Origin of the sequence: Methylobacterium isbiliense, assembly GCF_022179325.1 — a bacterium.
Classification (GTDB): domain Bacteria; phylum Pseudomonadota; class Alphaproteobacteria; order Rhizobiales; family Beijerinckiaceae; genus Methylobacterium; species Methylobacterium isbiliense.
In genome coordinates this window covers 13,070-31,755 of sequence record NZ_BPQQ01000091.1, presented here as the reverse complement: position 1 = coordinate 31,755, position 18,686 = coordinate 13,070, and the positions used below count along the sequence as shown (strand labels likewise).

Genomic DNA, 18,686 nt, shown 5'->3' with positions numbered 1-18,686 from the left:
CACTCCGATGGGGGCTGACCAAAGAGCCCTGAGGAGATCAACGTCATCGGGCCGGAGTTCAAGAGTCTGATCGGCAAGCACGTACGAGGGCATTTTTGTACCGGATGCGGCGATCCCATTGCTGCGTCGGTCAAGCGGTGGATCCATTCGGCTCTGACCCAGAATGAAGGACGAAATTTCAGTAACACCGAGTACGGTGAGTATGAGTACCTGCTGATTGCTTTTTCAGCGCCTGCTTCGACGTTCACGCCCGCGGAGCGCAAGTCGTACGTCCAGCGCTTTCTGCGCCTCTACGCCGGTCAAGGCTATGCGGCGATGGTCAAAAAGATCCTGCAAACACAGGATGAGACTACCGCTGCGATCGTGATCTCCCTCGCCAACTATATCGGAGGAACATATACCGACGATGCCATCGTGGCATTGCTTGAACGGGACGAGAAGCGGCAGTCCCAGCTGTTGAGTGGAATTTTCAAACGCACGATCGAGGACGGCTACGAGCAGTTCGGGGCCGACAACAGGATTGCAGACTTCCTCGACACCAGCGCCCGGTATCTGCAGGCGACCGGATACCGGAATGCGGCTCGCGTGGCGCTTGAGGTGTTGGCTGAGCGCAAGCCGATCCTGCGTTCGCCCGATCTGCCATCTGAGCGCCTGATCCTGGCCGACGTGTATGCGCCCGGCCTCGCCCGCCTCGCCTCCGTGCGGCTCGCCAGCGGAGATGTGCGGGCTGCAACGCGCCATCTCGACGAAGCCTCCAGCCTCATCGCGGCGAAGCTGCGGCAGGAATGGACGACGGCCGGGGAGGGCACGATCCTTGCCTTACGCAACCTGGCCCCGGCCCTTCGTCTCATTGCGCAAAAGCGCAATGAGATCGTCGTTAAGGGCGGCCTGTCACGCAACAATCCCGATCATGACGCGCTCTTCCGGGCCATGCAGGCCGCGATGTTCGGAGAGATGGCGCTAACGCTCGAATTGGCCGGCCGCCGCCGGCTCCTGGCCGACGAAACAACGCGGAACCTACAGCGCACCTATCTCGAGGCATCTGCGCAGGCCGAGCGCGCCAAGCAGATCGCCGCCTACCTGTACGAAGCGGGCGACGTCGACGGTGCGCTGGCTCGTCACAAGCGCACAACCGCGGCGCAGAGCGACGCCGCGCGGCGCGCCGTCGAGAGCCGGCTGCACGGCGGACTCACGCGCGTGGAGGACATTGAAACGGTCGCGCTCGCCGATGCGCGGGCGCGGCTGCAGGATGGGGAAGCTCTCGTTCTCCTCCACGTCGGGAGCCACGGGCTGTACGGCTTCCTGCTCGATAGGTCGGGGCGGAGCCTTGCATGGCGCTCCGACGTCCGGGCTCAGGCTTTGGAGAACCTCGTACGCTCCCTCCGCAGCTCTGGCGACATCTCGCGAAGCTTGTTTCCGCCGTTTTCCTTCGCCGATGCGGCCAAGCTGCACGGGCTGATCTTCGGACCGATCGGGGCGGCCCTGGACGACTACAGGAAGCTCGTCATCGTCGGCGACGGTCCGCTGCAGGCGATGCCCTACGGGCTGCTCCTGACGCAGCCGTTGGACCAAGCAGCGTCCGATGGGACAGCACTGCGGGCCGCCAACCCCAAGTGGTTGATACGGACCCATGCCATTACGCTCGTGCCCTCCGTGCGCACCCTGGTGGCTCAGCGGACGAACCGCGAGCCGATCCGCGTTGAGAAGCCGTTTCTGGGCGTTGGCAACCCGCAGCTCGCCGACGCAGGCGACTTGAGAAGCATCGACATTGCTGGTGCGTTCAAAGGTTCGGCCGGAGGGCTCGCGGACGTGTCCTTCCTGCGGCGGCTCGTCAGCCTGCCCGAGACGGCCGACGAGTTGCGGACCATCGCCAAGCTGCTCGCGGCCCCGCCGGAGGCCGTCGTTCTTGGTGCGCAGGCCACTGAACGGGCAGTGCGGGCCATGGACCTGTCGGACTATCGGATCGTGGCCTTCGCCACGCATGGCGCCCTCGCCGGAGAGGTGAACGGAACGAGCGAACCGGGGCTCGTGTTGACGCCTCCGACGGAGGCCAGCCGCGAGGACGACGGCTTCCTGTCGCTGTCCGAGATCATCGGCCTGCGCCTCAATGCGGATCTGGTGATCCTGTCCGCGTGCAACACCGCCACCTCGGATGGCCGGCCGAAAGCGGAGGGCTTGTCGGGGCTCGCGCGAGGCTTCTTCGCCGCAGGGGCGCAGAGCCTCCTGGCGACGCACTGGGCAATCCCCTCGACCTCCGCCGTCAAGATCACGACCGGCCTCATCGGCCACAGGGCCGAGAGGCCCGAGGCCGACTGGGCCGACTCATTGCGCGCGGCGACGCTGGATCTGATCGACGGCGACGGGCCGAGCGAGTGGGCGCACCCCGCATATTGGGCTGGGTTCGCGGCCATCGGCGTGCTTCCCCTCGGCCGATGAGGCGCGTCGTGCATGGGGCCCGTCAGGGATGCGCCGCGCGAGGGACCTATGTCGTCGTCAACCATGCAGAGGATCACTGCGATGCTTCGCGTCCTTGAACGGTCGCTGCCCGGAGCCGCGGCAGCATGGCTCGTGATCGGCGTTTCGGCCGCCGTGGCTGCACCCGTGCAGTTCAGGACCGGCCCCGGCAACAAGGTCGTCGCCGTCTCGAACCTAGTTCCCCGTGACGGCTGCGTCCCTTCCCGGATGCGGGGCCGCGTGGCCAAGCGGGAGTTCAACGGGACGGGCCTGTACCTGTCCGGCATCGTTTTGGAGAATGCCGACGGAAGCCGCACCTTTGTGAACGTCGACAGCGAATACGCAGGCGCGGACGCCGTCTCAGCCGCCAGGGTCAAAGGTGCACTGGAGACCCTGCTCACCGTGGGCCGAAGGGTCGATCTCGGTGTCTTCGCCTGTGGTGCCGCCGGCCGGGTCCTAACGATCCACTCCGTTAGGTCGATTTGACCGACCTCCGCATCGGCGGGGCGTCCAATACTCGGCGCGGCCGAGCGTGCCACTGCCGGCTTGGCGGGCCTCTCGAGTGTTCGAGACGGATCAGGGGTCATGACGCGCGACGACCCGCAAGGCTCCGTCCGCTTTGGCTGTGGTGGAGGGGGGCACCTCCCCCGAGAAGCAACCCATAAGTATTGTGTCTACGGAGGAGGGAGAGAGATGCGAGACTCAGGGGTCAGCACTGCAGGGTATCGTATACGGCTCCGCAAGAAGCGGCGCGTTCGGCCAACGGCACCACGGACGTTTCGTGATCTGCACGCGGCCCAGCGCACTAAAGAGAATGTCCGTGCCGGTGGCGGGAGCGCCACCGTTCCCCTGAGCGCCCCGGACGCCGCTTCCGGATCTGCTCCCCAGCCTGGTTTCGATGTCGTGACGAACCACGTCCTCGTCTGAAGGTGGTGTCAGTAGCATTGACTTACGTCACGGTACTGAACTTGGGCATTTCATACGTGGCACAGCGCGGCGGCGGGCATACTCTACTTCAAGCTCCCCAGTTCCCACTGGATGGCGACCGCGACCTGGAACTGCGGTGTATCCCGGTTCAAGCCAAACCCAGCCGCCACGCCCAAGATCGCCCGCTGCTTTCGCAGGCGGTGACGCAGGCCGACCTGCACCAAGCTGAAATCCGCAGCGCCACGGTCCTGCTGTTCACGCGCGTAAGTCGCCACCAAAGCCGTATCGCGCGAGAACGCCTGCCCGATCGAGCCGTTCACGAGATAGCGGTTCGGTCGCTCCCCTGGCTGTGGGTTGAGGCGGCCGATCCAGCCTAGATTCAGACTGATGCCGAGCGGCAGGTCACCTCCGACGAGGGTCTTGCCGAACAGGGCCACGGCTTCGGTGTCGTAGGCCACGCGCCCAGGTCCGTACAGCGCCCGCACACGGCCAACCACGCCGATGGTGGGCAGAGCCCCCCTCTCCATGGTCAGCTGATACAGGGCGCCGATCCGCGTCGTTCCGCCAAGCGCTGCGCGCTCGTTGCCCCCATCGGGGCTGTCCTGATCCGTCGAGACGGTGCCGAGCCGGCGGCGAATGTCGAGATTGCCGTAAGCACCTGTCTGTCCCACGCGGAAATCGAGGTTCGGGATCACACCGATGCTGTACTCGCTCTCAGCTCCGAACGTGCTGCGCACCCGCCCCTGAGCCGCGCGCTCGTACGATCCGACGATCGATAGGTTTGCCTCACCTGGGGCATTGGCACGTGGATCGGTGACCTCGAAGGGGTCATCGGCCAGCGTGATGGGATCGTCTTGCGCGCGAGCAGGTCCTGACCACGACGGCAGGGCCAGTAGGGCAGCCAAGGTGCGACGAAACAGGGCGTGACGCACTGCGGTCTCCGCTCGAGCGGAGCCACTGCGCTCGGACCAGTTGATTCAGAAAGGACGGCGGCCGGGTCGGCGGGTTGTCTCCCCGGCCGCCAGTCGCACCGCCAAACCGCAGCGTCGGACTGCGCGACGGCCCATCATAGCTTAGCCGTTGCACGAGGGAACTCCGGCTCGGCTCGGAATTCTGGTCGCGTGAGCGTCCTCAGATCCGTGGGCAGGAGGGATCAGAACAATGCAGCCGTCGCGATGATCGCAAACGTCGTTGCCCATTTTCTACAGCAAGCTTCACCTGCCATATTGACGTAGCAGACATCATCGTCCCACGTTGCGGCCCGTCGACGGTGGGAGCACCCATGAGTGAAGAAGCTGCGGCTGACCACATCGAGTTGGTCAGCGATATCGTCTCGGCATACGTGTCGAAGAACAACGTACCGCCAGGCGAGCTGCCTGTGCTGATCCGGAGCGTCTACCAGAGCCTCGGCAGCCTCGGGCGACCGTCTGAGCCGGAGCCGGTGAAGCTCACGCCTCCCGTGCCGATCAGGAAGAGCGTGACGCCGGACCACATCATCAGCCTGGAGGACGGCAAGGCCTACAAGTCGCTCAAGCGCCATCTCACCACTCGCGGCCTCACCCCGGTCGAGTACCGCCAGAAGTGGGGTCTGCCGTCGGATTACCCGATGGTGGCGCCGAACTACGCCGCCCAACGCTCCGAGTTGGCCAAGGCTACGGGCCTGGGCCAGCAGCGCCGCCGGGCCGCCGCGGAGAAGCGCGCAGTCGCCGATGCGAAGGTGACGGCGCCGGCTACGCCGTCCAAGGGGCGCGGGCGGCCGAAGAAAGCTGCCGCCCCAGAGTAACGGTGATGGCGGTCGGCAAGGCTTCGTCAAGGAACTTTGCTCTCTCGTTCACCGCGCTCCTTAGCTGACGGTTCAAGGTTGCCTCGTACGATGCCTTTATGACTTCGGGTCTAGGAGGCAGAACCCGAGGCGGCCGGGCAACGATCCGGATCAGCAGAGACCACGACGTGGAGATGGCCCCGTTGCGCCGGCACAGCCCGGCGGCGGGGCCTTCTTCGTGTCTGAGCCAGGTTCGGCTCGCCGCCCGAGCAAGCTCCGCCCTGCGCCCACGAGCCAAGCTCCTCTGCAGCGGCCGCGACCGCAGTGGACAAACTCGCGATCTCCTGTGCGGTGCTGGTCGTGGTGCAATTGGTCTAGGTAACACCCTGCACCCTGCACCCTGCAGGCCTTGCGGGCTCAGGCGAACCGCTGGCTCGGAGGCGCAGGTCCGTCAACCTCTCAGATGCCGCGGAGATGAGGCACCTGACTCCTCACCTGCGTGATCGCGACCGCAAGCAGGACTGCCACGAAGATGAGAGCAAGCCCAGTGTGGGCGAATGATGTGTCCCTTGCGGTCAGCTGCAGCGAGCGAAGGCTCGCAAGCACAGTCAAAATACCGGCAGCAGAAAGTAGGGATAACTCTGTGCCCTGCATGGAATGCTCCGCGTCCCAACAATGTCCATCCTAACAGCAAATTCAGGCCATAACTTGGATCAATCGAAACGCAGTCGCGCGGGCTTTTCCTCAATCGACAAGGATAACTGCGTATGACGCGTCAGAACTTGTTTCCTGTGGTTGTCATTGGATTTCCCTGACAACCAGGCGCCCCGGGTGTCGGTCCTCCTTGTCGGCCGGGCCGTATCAGCGCTCCGCGTCGATGATGCTCGTCAGGGCCAGCGCGTCAGCGAGCAGCGGCCGAACGACCTTGGTGTTATGAGCGATCGTCACTACCGGGGGCTACCCGAAGTCGGCACAGGGACCTCATCTGGCCTCTGCAGCAGCCCACCTCAGAGGAACACCTGCTAGGAAAATCAATGACCTGCGTAGGCTTCCCAAGCTGAATGTCGTCGGTTCGATCCCGATCGCCCGCTCCAACATCTCCTTATCGGACAGCGTGCCGGCGGCCTTAGCGGCCGGGGTATCCCCCGCGTTCCCCTCTCCCATTCGGGATCCGTTCGGCCCACCCAAGCGGCACCTGCGGCATCCGAAGCTGGATCGCGTGGCTGGGGCGTGGTGTAGCGCCGGGCCAGCCACCACCATGACCGGCCGGATCGATCGGCCACGCGCGGCCGTCCGACGAGGGACCATCGTCGATCGGGGCGACGCTCGAGCGGGCTCATGCAGGGCGCGCTGGACGGCCAGCACGTCGTCTCACCTGCCACCGCTCCAGCGACGCCCGCAGATGCCACCCGCGGTCGCACGCACCACACAGACCCATTGACTGACTGATCACTCTTTGATAGCTGTACGGTTGCGAGGTGGATGATGGCGCGGCCGAGAAGCGAGGATAGGCGAAACGCGATCGTGTCGGCGGCGATCCGCGTCATCGCCGCTCACGGCCTTGAGGCGTCGACGGCTGCGATCGCCAAGGAGGCCCACGTCTCGAATGGCTCCCTCTTCACCTACTTCGAAACCAAAGCCGACCTCCTCAATCAGGTCTATGTCGAACTGAAACAGGAGATGGCGGCCGCCTCTCTGGCGAGCCTGCCTGACGACGACGAGCCTGGCGAACAGATGCGGCAGCTGTGGTCGCAGCGCCTGCACTGGGCCGCCTCCTGTCCCGAGAAGCACAAGGCGCTGGCGCATCTCATGGTCTCCGATGAGATCACGCCGGAGACACGGGAGATCGGGCAGCGGACCATGGCCGACATCATCGGGCTGCTGGAGCGGACACACAGGGCTGGACCGATGCGCGACGCTCCCATGGACCTCGTCATGGCGCTGATCGGTGCGGTCGCCGATGTGACCGTCGACTTCATGATCCAAGATCCGGCGAACGCAGACATGCATTGCCGGATCGGTTTCGATGCGATCTGGCGCATGCTGAGCTGACCTGCAGGGATCTCGCAACCGCAGCCGGTTTCGATGATGGCCGATGCCCGACAGTTTGCGTCCCACCTCGGCAAGTACATAAAACGAAAATTCGCTCTGTTTGCTCTGCCTTCGGAGGAATCGATGCTGCGATGGGCAGAGTATTGGCTGCGTCGGCAAGATGATCTGCCGGACGCCTCGACGATGAGCGCAGCACCGCAAGCCTGATACGGATAAGGGAAAGGTTGGACATGACCCTTCGACCGCATGCCGACGGCAGCCTTGATCGGCCTGCCCCGCCATCCGTCAGCAACGGCGACCCGGATCGCCGACGGTTCGGTCTGCTTCTTCTCGGCGCATTGGCGGGCGCGGCGGCCCTTCCGCGTCCGGGCCGGGCGTTCGCCGAGCCTCTCGCCTCCGAGCCTCACGCCTCGGGCACCCGCATCGTCGATCTCGATTGGACCGACGCCGCACGCGGCCGGTCGGTCCCCGCACGCCTGTACTGGCCCGCGACGTCTCAGGGGCGCGTTCCGCTGATCGTCTTCTCGCACGGTCTCGGCGGCTCGCGCCAGGGATACCGCTACCTCGGCGAATCCTGGTCGGCCCGCGGCTATGCGAGCCTGCACGTCCAGCACGTCGGCAGCGATGCCGCGCTCTGGCGCGGCGATCCGCTTCAACTCGTCTCGCGCCTGACGAACGCCGCCCGGACGCAGGAGGCGATCCACCGTGCGCATGACGTGAGCTTCGCCCTCGACCGCATCCTTGACCGGGCGGGCAGCCCCTTCGGTGCCGCGATCGAGCCGAGCCGGATCGTCGCGGCGGGTCATTCCTACGGGGCGAACACCGTCCTCGTCCTGTCCGGGGCCCAGGTCGTGCGGGACGGGCGGACGATCGCCGCGCGCGATCGCCGCATCCAGGCGGGCATCGCCATCTCGGCACCGGCCTTCTACGGAGAGAAGGACCTGGGACCGGTGTTGGGCGGCATCACGATCCCGACGCTGCACGTCACATCGACCGGCGACGTCATCAATCTGCCGGGCTACCGGTCCGATGCCGCCGACCGTTTTGCCGTCTTCGACGCCGTCGGCAGTCCCGACAAGCTCCTGGCGGTGTTCGCGGGCGGCTCGCACAGCATGTTCACGGACCGGGCGCTTACGGGCGGCGCGCTCCTCAACCCGCGCGTCAAGGCCGCGACGGCCGAACTGACCGCGGCGTTCCTCGACCTCGCGTTCCACGCGGACCGCCGCGCCCTGTCGGACTGGACTGCGGCGTGGCAGCCGATTCTGGCCTCGCCACCGCGGCTCGCACCGACCGCCTTCGCGGCGCCTCGGCCCGGCCAGAGGCGCTTGCCCGGCCCCGTCCTGCAGAGGGCCGGCCGCGTGTGCGAACCCGCGCACCTCCCCCCGGGCTCGTGTCTGTCGCCCGCCTGAGGAAGCGGACCGGCTCTCACCAACAAGACCGAGCCGCGACGGAAGCCAGGGTGGCTGAGCGTCCGACGCGGCCGCACCGGGGCGCTCGCCGCGGACCGGCTGCCATGAACACGCGATGCGTCGAGGATGGCCGATGACCGAATGGACGACACACGACATGCCTTCGCAACGCGGGCGTTCCGCGGTCGTGACAGGAGTGGGGGGCCTCGGCTTCGAGACGGCCCTGGCCCTGGCGCGCGCCGGCGCCGACGTCGTTCTGGCCGGGCGCGATGGCCGGAAGGGCGCGGCGGCCGTGAGCGCCATCGGGCAGGCCGTCCCGGGTGCGCATGTCCGGTTCGGCCACTTGGATCTGGCCAGCCTCGCGTCGGTCGCCGCCTTCGCCGCGCGACTCACGCGGGAGCAGGACAGCCTCGACCTTCTGATCAACAATGCCGGCGTGATGACCCCGCCGACGCGCCGTGAGACGGCCGACGGGTTCGAGCTGCAGTTCGGCACCAACTATTTGGGTCATTTCGCGCTCACGGCTCATCTGCTGCCGCTGCTGAGGAAGGGCCGCGTCCCGCGCGTGGTGACCCTCGGGAGCGTGGCCGCGCGAAACGGCGTGATCGCGTTCGACGACCTGCAGGCCGAGCGCGGGTACAAGCCGATGGCGGCCTACAGTCAGTCGAAGCTCGCCTGCATCCTGTTCGCCTTCGAGCTGAGCCGACGCAGTCGGACGGCTGGATGGGGGGTGCGGAGCCTCGCCGCGCATCCCGGCATCTCGCGGACCGATCTGCTGCCCAACGGAGCCGGTCCCTGGAGTTCCGTCGGGCTCGTGCGCCGCGTGGCGTGGTTCCTGTTCCAGCCCGCGGCACAGGGCGCGCTTCCGACGCTCTTCGCGGCGACCGATCCGGCCGCGCGCGACGGCGCCTATTACGGGCCGAATCGATGGGGAGAGACGCGCGGGCACCCCACCGAGGCGAGATCGCCTCGGCAGGCGCGCGAGGACGCGACGGCGCGGCGTCTATGGGACCTGTCCGAGCAGCTCGCGAAGGTGACCTTTGCTCGAAGCTAGGCATGCGGGCGATGGGCGCCACGGCGAAGCGCGTGTCGCGCGCCGCCGACGGGGACGAGGATCAGCAGGGCGCCCGTGAGGGCACGTTCACGCCGGGCCGCCGCAGCCCTGCGATACAGATCTCCGTCACGTCGTGGCGAAGATCCGGCCACATGCGGCCGCGCCGGATCGAGCCGCCGGCGTGGCCGTTCCCAGGAGTCGGACGGCCCGGGCGCCCGGGGCGGGCCCGCACCGTGCCGTCGGCGGAGAGTACCTCTGACGCGGTGCCCTACGGCATCACCGGCGGCACGTAGGTGAACGTCGTCATCAGGTAGGCCGCCAGGATCATCACGATCGGAAAGTGGATGAAGAACTGCATCGAGGTGTAGCCGATCAGATCCTTCGACTTGAGCCCGAGCACGCCGAGCAGCGGCAGCATCCAGAACGGATTGATGAAGTTCGGCAGCGTTTCGGCGATGTTGTAGACCATCACGGTCCAGCCGAGATGGGCGCCGATCTCGTTGGCGGCCTTCATGACGTAGGGGGCTTCGATCACCCATTTGCCGCCCGCCGACGGGATGAAGAAGCCGAGCGTCGCCGAGTAGAGGCCGACGATCACCGAGAAGGCGCCGGAATCGTGCGCGAGGCTCACGAACCAGTGGGCGATCGTATCCGACAAGGTGGCGCCGGAGGCGTTCTTCACCCGCGTCAGCATGTAGGCGATCCCGCCGTAGAACGGGAATTGCAGCAGAACGCCCGCCACGCTCGGCATGGCGTGCGAGAAGCTGGTGAGGAAGCTCCGCGGCCGCCAGTGCAGCAGAGCCCCGAGCAGCAGGAACACGAAGTTGTAGGTGTTCAGCCCCGACATCGTGATGAGCGGATTGCCGGCCTTGAAGGTCTCGTACAGCCAGCCCGCGGCCAGGAGCACCGTCAGGATCGTCAGGATGGGGCTGAATTCGAGGTAATCGCCCGGACGCGTCGGGCGCTGGCTCTCGACCTTGGCGTCCACGAGGTTCACGCCGAGATCCGCCGCCGTGACGGCATTCGCGTCGGACGGCGTGGTGTAGTGGCAGATGGCCGCCGACAGGAGCGTGCCGACGACGATCACCAGCAGGTTCTGCCACGTCAGGATCGTCTCGTAGAAGCTGATCACGCCCGTGATCGGCAGCAGCGAGGCCGGGATGCTCGCCGGGTTGGCCTGGAGCTGGGCGGCCGACGAGCTGATGCCGAGCGTGAAGCCGAAGCCGAGGCCGAGATAGCCGGCCGCACCCGCGGCCCGGTAGTCGAGGCGGATGTCGCCGCGGCGGGCGATCTCGCGCACCAGCAGCCCCGAGAAGATCAGGCTCACGCCCCAGTTGACGAGCGACAGCAGGATGCTGACGACGCCCACGAACACGACGGCACCCCGGCCCGTGCGGGGCATGGCGGCCGCGCGGCGCATCAGGCGCGCCACCGGGGGCGACACCGCGACGACGTAGCCGCCGACCGCCACCAGCGCCATCTGCATGGTGAACGGGATCAGGCTCCAGAACCCGTCGCCGAAGGCCCGGCTCACCCCCACCGCATCCCCGCCATGCAGCAGGACACCCGCGGCGACCAGGGTCGCGGCGAGCAGCACGAAGATGTAGGCGTCGGGAAACCAGCGCTCGGAGAACGCCACCATCACCTGGGAGAGGCGCACCAAGAGGTTCTCGCGGGGCGGGGCGGCCGTCGGGGCCGGGGCAAGGGTCTGGCTCATGGAGGGGTCCTTCTCAGGCGTCGAGCACGCAATCGGCGAGGGGAACGGCGCGGCAGGTCAGGCAATGGTCGGGCGGGCCGTCGTAGGGGGTGAGATGCGCGACACTTCCCGCCGCGAGCCGCACCTGGCAGCTCTCGCACTGGCCGGTGCGGCAGCCGCTCGGAAGACGCAGTCCGGCCGTCTCGGCGGCGTCGAGCAGGGTTCCGGCGTCGGGAGACCAGCGGAAGCTCCCGCCGCTGCGGGCGAGCGTGACGCTGCGCGGGGCGAGTTCGGCCGGGACCTCCGCCTGCGCGGTGAACAGCTCGCTGCTGATGTCGAAGCGCGGCAGCCCCCAGGCGAGCAGGAGCGCGGTGGCGTCCGCCACGAAGCTCTCCGGGCCGCACAGGAAGGCGAGTGGGCGCTCGCCCGGGAACGGTGACGGGAGGTCGAACAGGAAGGAGCGTCCCACGCCGTCGTAGTCGCGGCCCGGCCCGTCGCCCGGGGCCGGGCGGGTGAAGACATGCGTCGCCGCGAGGTCCGGATTCCGTGCGGCGAGCGCCCGCAGGCGAGGCCCGAAGGGATGGGCCCGGCCGTCCCGGCAGACGTACAGGAGCCGGATCCTGGGACCGTGCCCGGCCGGGCCGTCCGCCAGCGCCTCGAGGTAGCTCACGAAGGGCGTGATGCCGATGCCGGCGGCCATCAGGATGACGGGGCGATCCGTGCGCAACGGGGGCGTGAACGTGCCGTGCGGCGTCTCCAGCAGCAGGGTCGCGCCGGGATCGAGCCCGTGGAGATGCGACGACATCCGTCCCGAGGCCGGCGTTCCGGCACCGACGAGCCTCACGGCGATCTCGTAACGGTCCGGTTCGCGATGCGGCCCGGTCAGCGAGTAGGCCCGCGCAATGCCCGCCTCCGTGGCCACGCGCACGTGCTGCCCCGGCAGGAACCCGGCGAGGGGACCGCCATCGGCGGGCGCGAGCGAGAGCGCCAGGACGTCCGCGGCTTCGCGGCGCGCGGCCGTCACCGTGAAGGCGCGCCCGCCGCTCCACCACCCGCGGCTGCGGGCCTCGTCCCGGGTGATCTCGCACGCGACGGCGCGCAACGGGACCGACCCGCTCACCGGGTCCCGGCTCTCGTCCGAGAGCGCGTCGTTGATGTTCAGCGTGTCCGGACCCTCGCTCGGGGTGCGCGGGCGACCGAGGGGCGGACAATCCTCCCACCAGCCGAACTCCGCGATGGCCACGTCGTCCGCAAGCGCCGGGTCGAGCCGCGCGCGCAGCCGCACCGTCCCGTGGGCCGTGCGCAGGCGGATCCAGTCGCCCTCCCGGATGCCGCGGATCGCGGCGGCCGCCGGGCTGATCTCGACCGACGGGTCGGGAGCCTTGCGGCGCAGGGACGCGACGTGCCGGTGCGAGCTGTGCACGAACCAGCCGGATTTCGCGGTCGAGAGCCACAGCGGCAGCGACGGGTCAGCCGGGCCGGCCGGGGGCACGAAGGACGGTAGCGGCGGATAGCCGTGTTCCAGCAGGAGCTCGGAATAGAGCTCGGCCCGGCCCGTCGGGGTGGCGAATCCTGCCGGTGCTCCATCGGCACGCGGCGCGGCGTATTGGCGTTCCGGGCAAGGCTGCGGGACGCGGATGCCCTCGGGCTCCGCCCGCAGGTCCGCCACGGTCAGCCCGAGCGGGGCCAGTTGATGGTTCCAGCCCGCCTCGACCGAGCCGCCGAAGAACGCGTCGGCATGGCCGAGGCGGCAGGCGAGATCGAACACGATGGCGTAATCCGCCCGCGATTCGGCGAAGGCGGGCAGCATCGCTTGGCGCAACTGCACCAGCTCGGCGGCCTCCTGCGTGATCTCGAAGCCGATCTTCAGCGCCTCGCGCTCCCACGGCATGCTGGCCGGGAGCACGATGTCGGCGTTCTCCGCCGTCGGGTTCAGGAACATGTCCAAGTGCACGTGGAAATCGAGTGCCCGCAGCGCGTCCCGGTTGCGTGAGGAGGCTCCCTGCGACACGACGAGGTTCGCGCCGAAGCTCATGAGGGCCTCGACCCGGTAGGGATCCTGGTCCAGCACCGCACGCGCGAAGTCGCGCGCGGTGATCCAACCCCGGGACGGTGGGCCCAGCGGCAGGGCGTCGAGGCCGAGCGCCTTCGCGCGCTGCCCGGGTGCCAGCAAGCCGTAATCGTTCACGCTGCGGGATGGGGGCGTCACGGTCCAGCGGTTGCCGCCGGCCCGGTCGTTCGCTCCCGTCAGCGCGTACAGGGTGGCGATCGCCCGCTCCGTCTGCGTCGCGTTGGTGTGCTGCCCGACCCCGGTCCAGGAATGGTAGGCGAGGCGGGGAGAGCCCTCGAACAGGGCGTAGAACCGGTCGAGATCCTCCGGGCCGAGGCCGGTGATCCGCGCGACGTGCTCCGGCGTGTAGGCCGAAGCCTCACGGCGCAGCCGGTGCAGCGCCGTCGCGCAGTGGAGCACGCGGCCATCGCTCGCCCGGAGCGTGACGCTGCCCTGGTCGAGGAGCACGGCCTCGTCGCCAGCCGTGTCCGCCACGCGCGGCCCGTCGGGGCCGAGGACCACGCAGGCGGCGTCGGGTGCGCCGGGCCAGAGATCGCGCGCCCGCACGAAGCGGCCGGTCCCGGCCTCGATCAGGAAGGCGGCATTCGTCCAGCGGCGCACGAACGCCGTGTCGTAGCGGCCCGTCTCGATGAGGTGCCGGATCGCCCCCATGGCCAAGGCGGCGTCCGTTCCGGGACGCACGCGCAGCCACAGGTCGGCGTCCTCGCCCGAGCCGCTGCGCTTGGGATCCACCACCGCCACCGTCGCGCCGCGGCGGCGCGCCGCCGCGATGCGGGTCGCCTGCGCCAGCCAGGTCCGGGCCGGATTGTGGCCCCACAGCAGGATGACGTCGGCCCGGTCGTAGTCGGGCGCGCCGATGCCCCGCCCGAACGTCAGGGCCTGGGCGTAATCCTTGTGCCAGCCGCAGATCTCGACGGCGTAGATCAAGTTCGGGCTGCCGAAGACGCGGATGAACCGCTCCACCCATTCGAAGCTGTCCACCATCGGCGTGCCGCTCGGCGTCGTCACCGCGAAGGCGACCGCCTCGGCCCCGCGCCGGGCGCGGATCTCCCCCAGCCGCGCCGCGATCTCGCCCAGGGCTTCCTCCCAGGAGATCGGCGCGAAGCCGGGATCGGGATCGTGCCGCGGCCGCGTGCGCCGGAGCGGCACGGTCAGCCGTCGCGGGCTGCCCACCATCTCGGGCGCGGCGCGGCCCTTGGCGCACAGGGCATTGCCGGTGGGATGGCGGGGGTTGGGCCGCACCGCGACCAGCCGGCCCTGCTCGACCTCGTTGAGCGAACCGCAGCGGGAGCGGCAGAGCGTGCAGTAGCCGGCCTTGACCTCGGGCACCTCGGCGTCCCCCGTGGTAGTGCGTCACGCGCTACCATAAACGCGTGACGCGCTACTGCAAGACCGTCCTGGGCTCGTATAATGGGCAGCGGGAGGGTTCAGAATGGTCACGAGTGCGAACGCCGCCGCGATGCCCGCGCCGGTCGACATCAATCTTCGCGAGCAGGTTCAGCAACGGCTGCGGCTCGACATCGTCTCGGGCGAGGTCGGGCCGGGCACCATCCTGTCGGTCCCCGCGCTGGCGCGGACCCTCGGCATCTCGACCACGCCGGTGCGGGAGGCGCTCCTGCAGCTCTCCGCCGACGGATTGCTGCAGCCGCTGCGCAACCGCGGCTTCTGCGTGGTGGAGCCGTCGCTGGAGGAGCTGCGCAACCTGTTCGAGGTCCGGCTGCAGCTCGAATCCTCGGCCTTCCTGAAGCTGGTGCAATCCGGATGCGGCGACGTCTCGGACCTCACGGTGCAGGCCGATGCCATCGCCCGGGCGGTGCGGACCGGCGACGTCCCGCTCTACCTCGCGGCGGACCGTGCGTTTCACCAGGAGCTGCTGTCCCGGGCCGGCAATCCCGTGCTGACCGGCATCGTGATGAAGCTGCGGGACACGATGCGGCTGTACGGCATCAAGTCCGCCGCCGGTCTGGCCCGCCAAGCGGAGTCGGTGCCCGAGCACTACCGCATCATCGAGATGGTGCGGCAGGGCGCCGAGCCGGCCGCCGCCGCGGCGCTCATGCACAAGCACATCATGGATTGGGAGCCGATCTTCTCCGACGTCCTGCTCGGGGATGCGGGAGAGCGCGTGCGATGAACGCACGGCCGTCCGGCAGAGGGGTTCGCCGGGCGGATGAAGGGTCTGGCACCTGCGATGACCCGGAGCGCCCGCACCGACGGGCGCTCCGCCCGACCCGCGCTCAGGCCGATTCGTCGAGCGCCACGGCGTCGCGCTTGCGCCGGAGCGACGGCAGCAGCGGGGCGATCAGGAGAAGGGCCGCGAAAGCGAGACAGACCGCCGAGATCGGGCGCGACACGAAGGTCGACAGGTCGCCCTGGGACAGGATCAGGGCCTTGCGCAGGTTGTTCTCGAGCAGCGGACCGAGAACGAAGGCGAGGACCAGGGGCGCCGGCTCGTAGCCCGTCTTGCGCATCAGGTAGCCCAGGATGCCGAAGCCGATCATCACGTAGACGTCGAAGACGTTGTTGCTTGAGCAGTACACGCCGACGATGCTGAGCAGCACGATGAGCGGAAACAGCACGTTGTAGGGCACCCGCAGCAGCTGCGCCCAGAGGCCGACGAGCGGCAGGTTCAGGACCAGCAGCATGATGTTGCCGAGATACATGCTGACGATGATCGCCCAGAACAGGGCCGGGTTCTGGGTCATCAGCAGGGGGCCGGGCTGCAGGCCGTGGATGACGAAGGCCCCGAGCAGGAGCGCCATGACGACGTTGGGCGGAATGCCCAGGGTCATGAGGGGAATGAACGCGCCGCCCGCGGCCGCGTTGTTGGCGGCCTCCGGCCCCGCCACCCCTTCGATGGCGCCGCGCCCGAACCGCTCCGGATGCGGCGAGAGGCGCTTCTCCAGCGCGTAGGACGCGAAGGAGGCGATCACCGCACCGCCGCCCGGCAGGATGCCGAGGAAGAAGCCGAGCAGGGTGCCGCGCGCCATCGGGCCGGCACTGGCCTTCCAATCCGCCCGGCCGGGCCAGAGCTGCGTGAGGCGCGCCTGCACGATGTCGCGCGCCAGGGGCCGCTCGAGGTTGTGGAGGATCTCGGCGATGCCGAAGAGCCCCATGACCACCGGCACGAGGCCGATGCCGTCGTAGAGTTCGAGCCGGTCGAAGGTCAGGCGCGGCTGCGCCGTGATCGAGTCGAGCCCGATCAGCCCGAGCACCGCGCCGACGCCGGCCATCAGCAGGGCCTTCGGCATCGAGCCCTGCGTCAGGAAGGTCAGCACCGTGAGGGCCAGGACCATCAGGCTGAAGTAATCGGCCGGCCCGAACGCCACCGCCCAGCCGGCGAGGGTCGGCGCGACGAGCATCAGGGCCACGAGCGCGAAGGTGCCGGCGACGAAGGAGCCGAGCGCCGCGATGCCGAGCGCCGGGCCGGCGCGGCCCTGCTTCGCCATCTGGTGCCCGTCGAGGCAGGTCACGACCGAGGCCGCCTCGCCCGGGATGTTGACGAGGATCGAGGTGGTCGACCCGCCGTACATCGAACCGTAGTAGATGCCCGCCATCATGATGATGCCGGTGGCCGGGCTCCCCGTCAGCGTGATCGGCAGCAGCAGCGACATCGCCGAGACAGGGCCGATGCCCGGCAGCACGCCGACGAGCGTGCCGATGAACACGCCGACGAAGCAGGCGAGCAGGTTCACGGGCTGGAGCGCGGCCTCGAAGCCCAGCGCGACGTTGGCGAGAGACTCCACGGGCGCTCCTATCCGATCCCGAACGCGCCGGCCGGCAGCTGGATCAGCAGCAGCCGCTTCAGCACCCACCAGAGCCCCACCGTCGACAGCGCCGCGACAGGCAGCGCGATCCGCCACCGTACCGGGTCGATGCCGCGCAGCAGAACCAGCATCAGCGGGATCGTCGCGAGCAGGAACCCGAGCCGGTCGAGGAGGGCGGCGTAGGCCGCCAGGCTGGCGACCGTGAGCACGACCTTCTGCCAGCGGGCGCCCGCCCACAGCGCGGCGAGGCCGGGGCCGCCCGCGGTCACGGCGGTCCAGAGGATCGCCAGCGAGAAGCCGGACATCATGAGGCCCGCCCAGAACAGCAGGAAGCCGCTGCCGGGGGCCGCGACCTCGCCGATGCCGAGGTCCCGGCCCGCCCACACCACGCCGAGGCTCACCGCGAGCCAGAACAGCCCGGCCCAGACATCCGCTCCGCCGCGCGGTGCGGCGGGGACTCGCGGTGCGGCCACGGGCTCAGTTCGTCCGTGCGAGGCCGAGATCGGTGATGATCTTGCGCTCCGCCTCGATCGTCTCGCCGACGTGCTTCCGATACTCCTCGGTGCTCTTGTAGTTCACGACCATGTCGTACTTGGCGAGGGTGTCCTGCACGGCCGGATCGTCGATCGCCTTCTTGAAGGCGTCGTGGAGCTTGGCGACGATCTTGGGATCCATGCCCTTGGGACCCGCGACGCCGAAGGGCGAGTCGAGCACGAGCGGATAGCCCAGTTCCTGCAGGGTCGGCGTGTCGGGATAGTTCTTGGATCGCTGCGCGGTCCAGATCATCAGCAGCCTGAGCTTGCCGGCCTCGACCAGGGGCTTCCAGCCGCTGGAATCGGCCTGCAGGGTGGTGTGTCCGCCGAGGACGGCCGCGTTGGTCTCGGCGCCGCCCTTGAAGGGCACGTGGGTGAGCTTGATGCCGGCCCTGGCGGCGATCTGTTCCATGCCGATGTGCAGCGACGTGCCGGCTCCCGGCGTGGCGTAGGTCACCTTGCCGGGGTTCTGCTTGGCGTACGTCACCACGTCGGCCCAGCTCTTGTGGGGCGAGTCCGCGTTCGAGGTGACGCCGAACGTATAGCCCGTCAGGTGGACGATGTAGGTGAAGTCCTTCTGGGCATCCCAGGTCGTCTTCTGCATGAGCGGCAGGCGGAAGACCGTGATCGGGATCTGCGCGATGGTGTAGCCGTCCGGCTTGGCCGTCGCCGCCATGGTGGCCGGCCCGACCGTGCCGCCGCCGCCCGCCTTGTTGTCGACGACGATCGGCTGGCCGATGTGCTTGCCGGCGACCTCCGCGATTGCCCGCATGCTGATGTCGGTCGCGCCGCCTGCAGGCCAGGGCACGATCAGCGTAATGGGTTTGACGGGATAATCCTGCGCCCCGGCCGGTGCCGCGATGCTCGTCATCGCCACGGCCAGGATATACTGGGCCAGCTTCGTCCAGCCGAGCATCGTGTTCCTCCCGATCATATTGGGAGCGAGTATGTCAGGGATACGGGC

Annotated in this window: 13 protein-coding genes; 7 read left to right on the top strand and 6 right to left on the bottom strand. The window is 68.6% G+C overall.

Annotation, left to right across the window (positions count from 1 at the left end):
- Positions 1-315 precede the first annotated feature (315 nt).
- Complete coding sequence (locus MFF61_RS29265) at positions 316-2,436, top strand: CHAT domain-containing protein (protein ID WP_238241209.1); 2,121 nt, start codon at positions 316-318, stop codon at positions 2,434-2,436.
- Between the two features lie 81 nt (positions 2,437-2,517).
- Positions 2,518-2,940 carry a hypothetical protein gene (locus MFF61_RS29260; protein ID WP_238241208.1) on the top strand — a complete coding sequence of 141 codons (423 nt, stop codon included), beginning with the start codon at positions 2,518-2,520 and terminating at the stop codon, positions 2,938-2,940.
- A gap of 524 nt (positions 2,941-3,464) precedes the next feature.
- Here the strand turns inward: MFF61_RS29260 and MFF61_RS29255 are convergent.
- Positions 3,465-4,313 (bottom strand): hypothetical protein, encoded by an 849-nt coding sequence (locus MFF61_RS29255; protein ID WP_238241207.1) that lies wholly within the window; start codon positions 4,311-4,313, stop codon positions 3,465-3,467.
- A gap of 350 nt (positions 4,314-4,663) precedes the next feature.
- On the opposite strand from MFF61_RS29255, the gene MFF61_RS29250 reads away from it, so the two are divergent.
- The 4 genes from MFF61_RS29250 to MFF61_RS29235 all read left to right on the top strand — a co-directional run bounded on the left by MFF61_RS29250 (position 4,664) and on the right by MFF61_RS29235 (position 9,658).
- Complete coding sequence (locus MFF61_RS29250) at positions 4,664-5,164, top strand: Ros/MucR family transcriptional regulator (RefSeq protein WP_238241206.1); 501 nt, start codon at positions 4,664-4,666, stop codon at positions 5,162-5,164.
- Between the two features lie 1,503 nt (positions 5,165-6,667).
- A complete protein-coding gene (locus tag MFF61_RS29245) occupies positions 6,668-7,195 on the top strand; it encodes a TetR/AcrR family transcriptional regulator (protein WP_238241205.1) in 528 nt (175 codons plus the stop codon).
- Positions 7,196-7,425: 230 nt separating this feature from the next.
- Positions 7,426-8,604, top strand: a complete 1,179-nt coding sequence (locus MFF61_RS29240; RefSeq protein ID WP_238241204.1) for an alpha/beta hydrolase family protein — start codon at positions 7,426-7,428, stop codon at positions 8,602-8,604.
- Between the two features lie 133 nt (positions 8,605-8,737).
- A complete protein-coding gene (locus MFF61_RS29235) occupies positions 8,738-9,658 on the top strand; it encodes an SDR family oxidoreductase (protein WP_238241203.1) in 921 nt (306 codons plus the stop codon).
- A 268-nt stretch (positions 9,659-9,926) separates the two neighbouring features.
- On the opposite strand, the gene MFF61_RS29230 is transcribed toward MFF61_RS29235, so the two are convergent.
- Together MFF61_RS29230 and MFF61_RS29225 are read right to left on the bottom strand one after the other, a co-directional pair.
- The gene (locus tag MFF61_RS29230) at positions 9,927-11,375 is read right to left on the bottom strand and encodes a short-chain fatty acid transporter (RefSeq protein ID WP_238241202.1); all 1,449 of its coding nucleotides are present in this window, start codon (positions 11,373-11,375) and stop codon (positions 9,927-9,929) included.
- 13 nt (positions 11,376-11,388) lie between these two features.
- A complete protein-coding gene (locus MFF61_RS29225; RefSeq protein ID WP_238241201.1) occupies positions 11,389-14,754 on the bottom strand; it encodes a molybdopterin-dependent oxidoreductase in 3,366 nt (1,121 codons plus the stop codon).
- 103 nt (positions 14,755-14,857) lie between these two features.
- On the opposite strand from MFF61_RS29225, the gene MFF61_RS29220 reads away from it, so the two are divergent.
- Positions 14,858-15,556, top strand: a complete 699-nt coding sequence (locus tag MFF61_RS29220) for a GntR family transcriptional regulator (RefSeq protein WP_238241200.1) — start codon at positions 14,858-14,860, stop codon at positions 15,554-15,556.
- A 103-nt stretch (positions 15,557-15,659) separates the two neighbouring features.
- On the opposite strand, the gene MFF61_RS29215 is transcribed toward MFF61_RS29220, so the two are convergent.
- Genes MFF61_RS29215 through MFF61_RS29205 form a run of 3 tightly spaced genes read right to left on the bottom strand, consistent with a single transcriptional unit; the run spans position 15,660 to position 18,593 of the window.
- On the bottom strand, positions 15,660-17,168 hold the full coding sequence (locus MFF61_RS29215) for a tripartite tricarboxylate transporter permease (RefSeq protein ID WP_238241199.1): 1,509 nt from the start codon (positions 17,166-17,168) through the stop codon (positions 15,660-15,662).
- A gap of 8 nt (positions 17,169-17,176) precedes the next feature.
- Positions 17,177-17,662, bottom strand: a complete 486-nt coding sequence (locus MFF61_RS29210; RefSeq protein ID WP_238241198.1) for a tripartite tricarboxylate transporter TctB family protein — start codon at positions 17,660-17,662, stop codon at positions 17,177-17,179.
- Between the two features lie 4 nt (positions 17,663-17,666).
- Entirely contained in the window at positions 17,667-18,593 is a 927-nt protein-coding gene (locus tag MFF61_RS29205; RefSeq protein ID WP_238241210.1) for a tripartite tricarboxylate transporter substrate binding protein, read from the bottom strand.
- Positions 18,594-18,686: the final 93 nt, after the last annotated feature.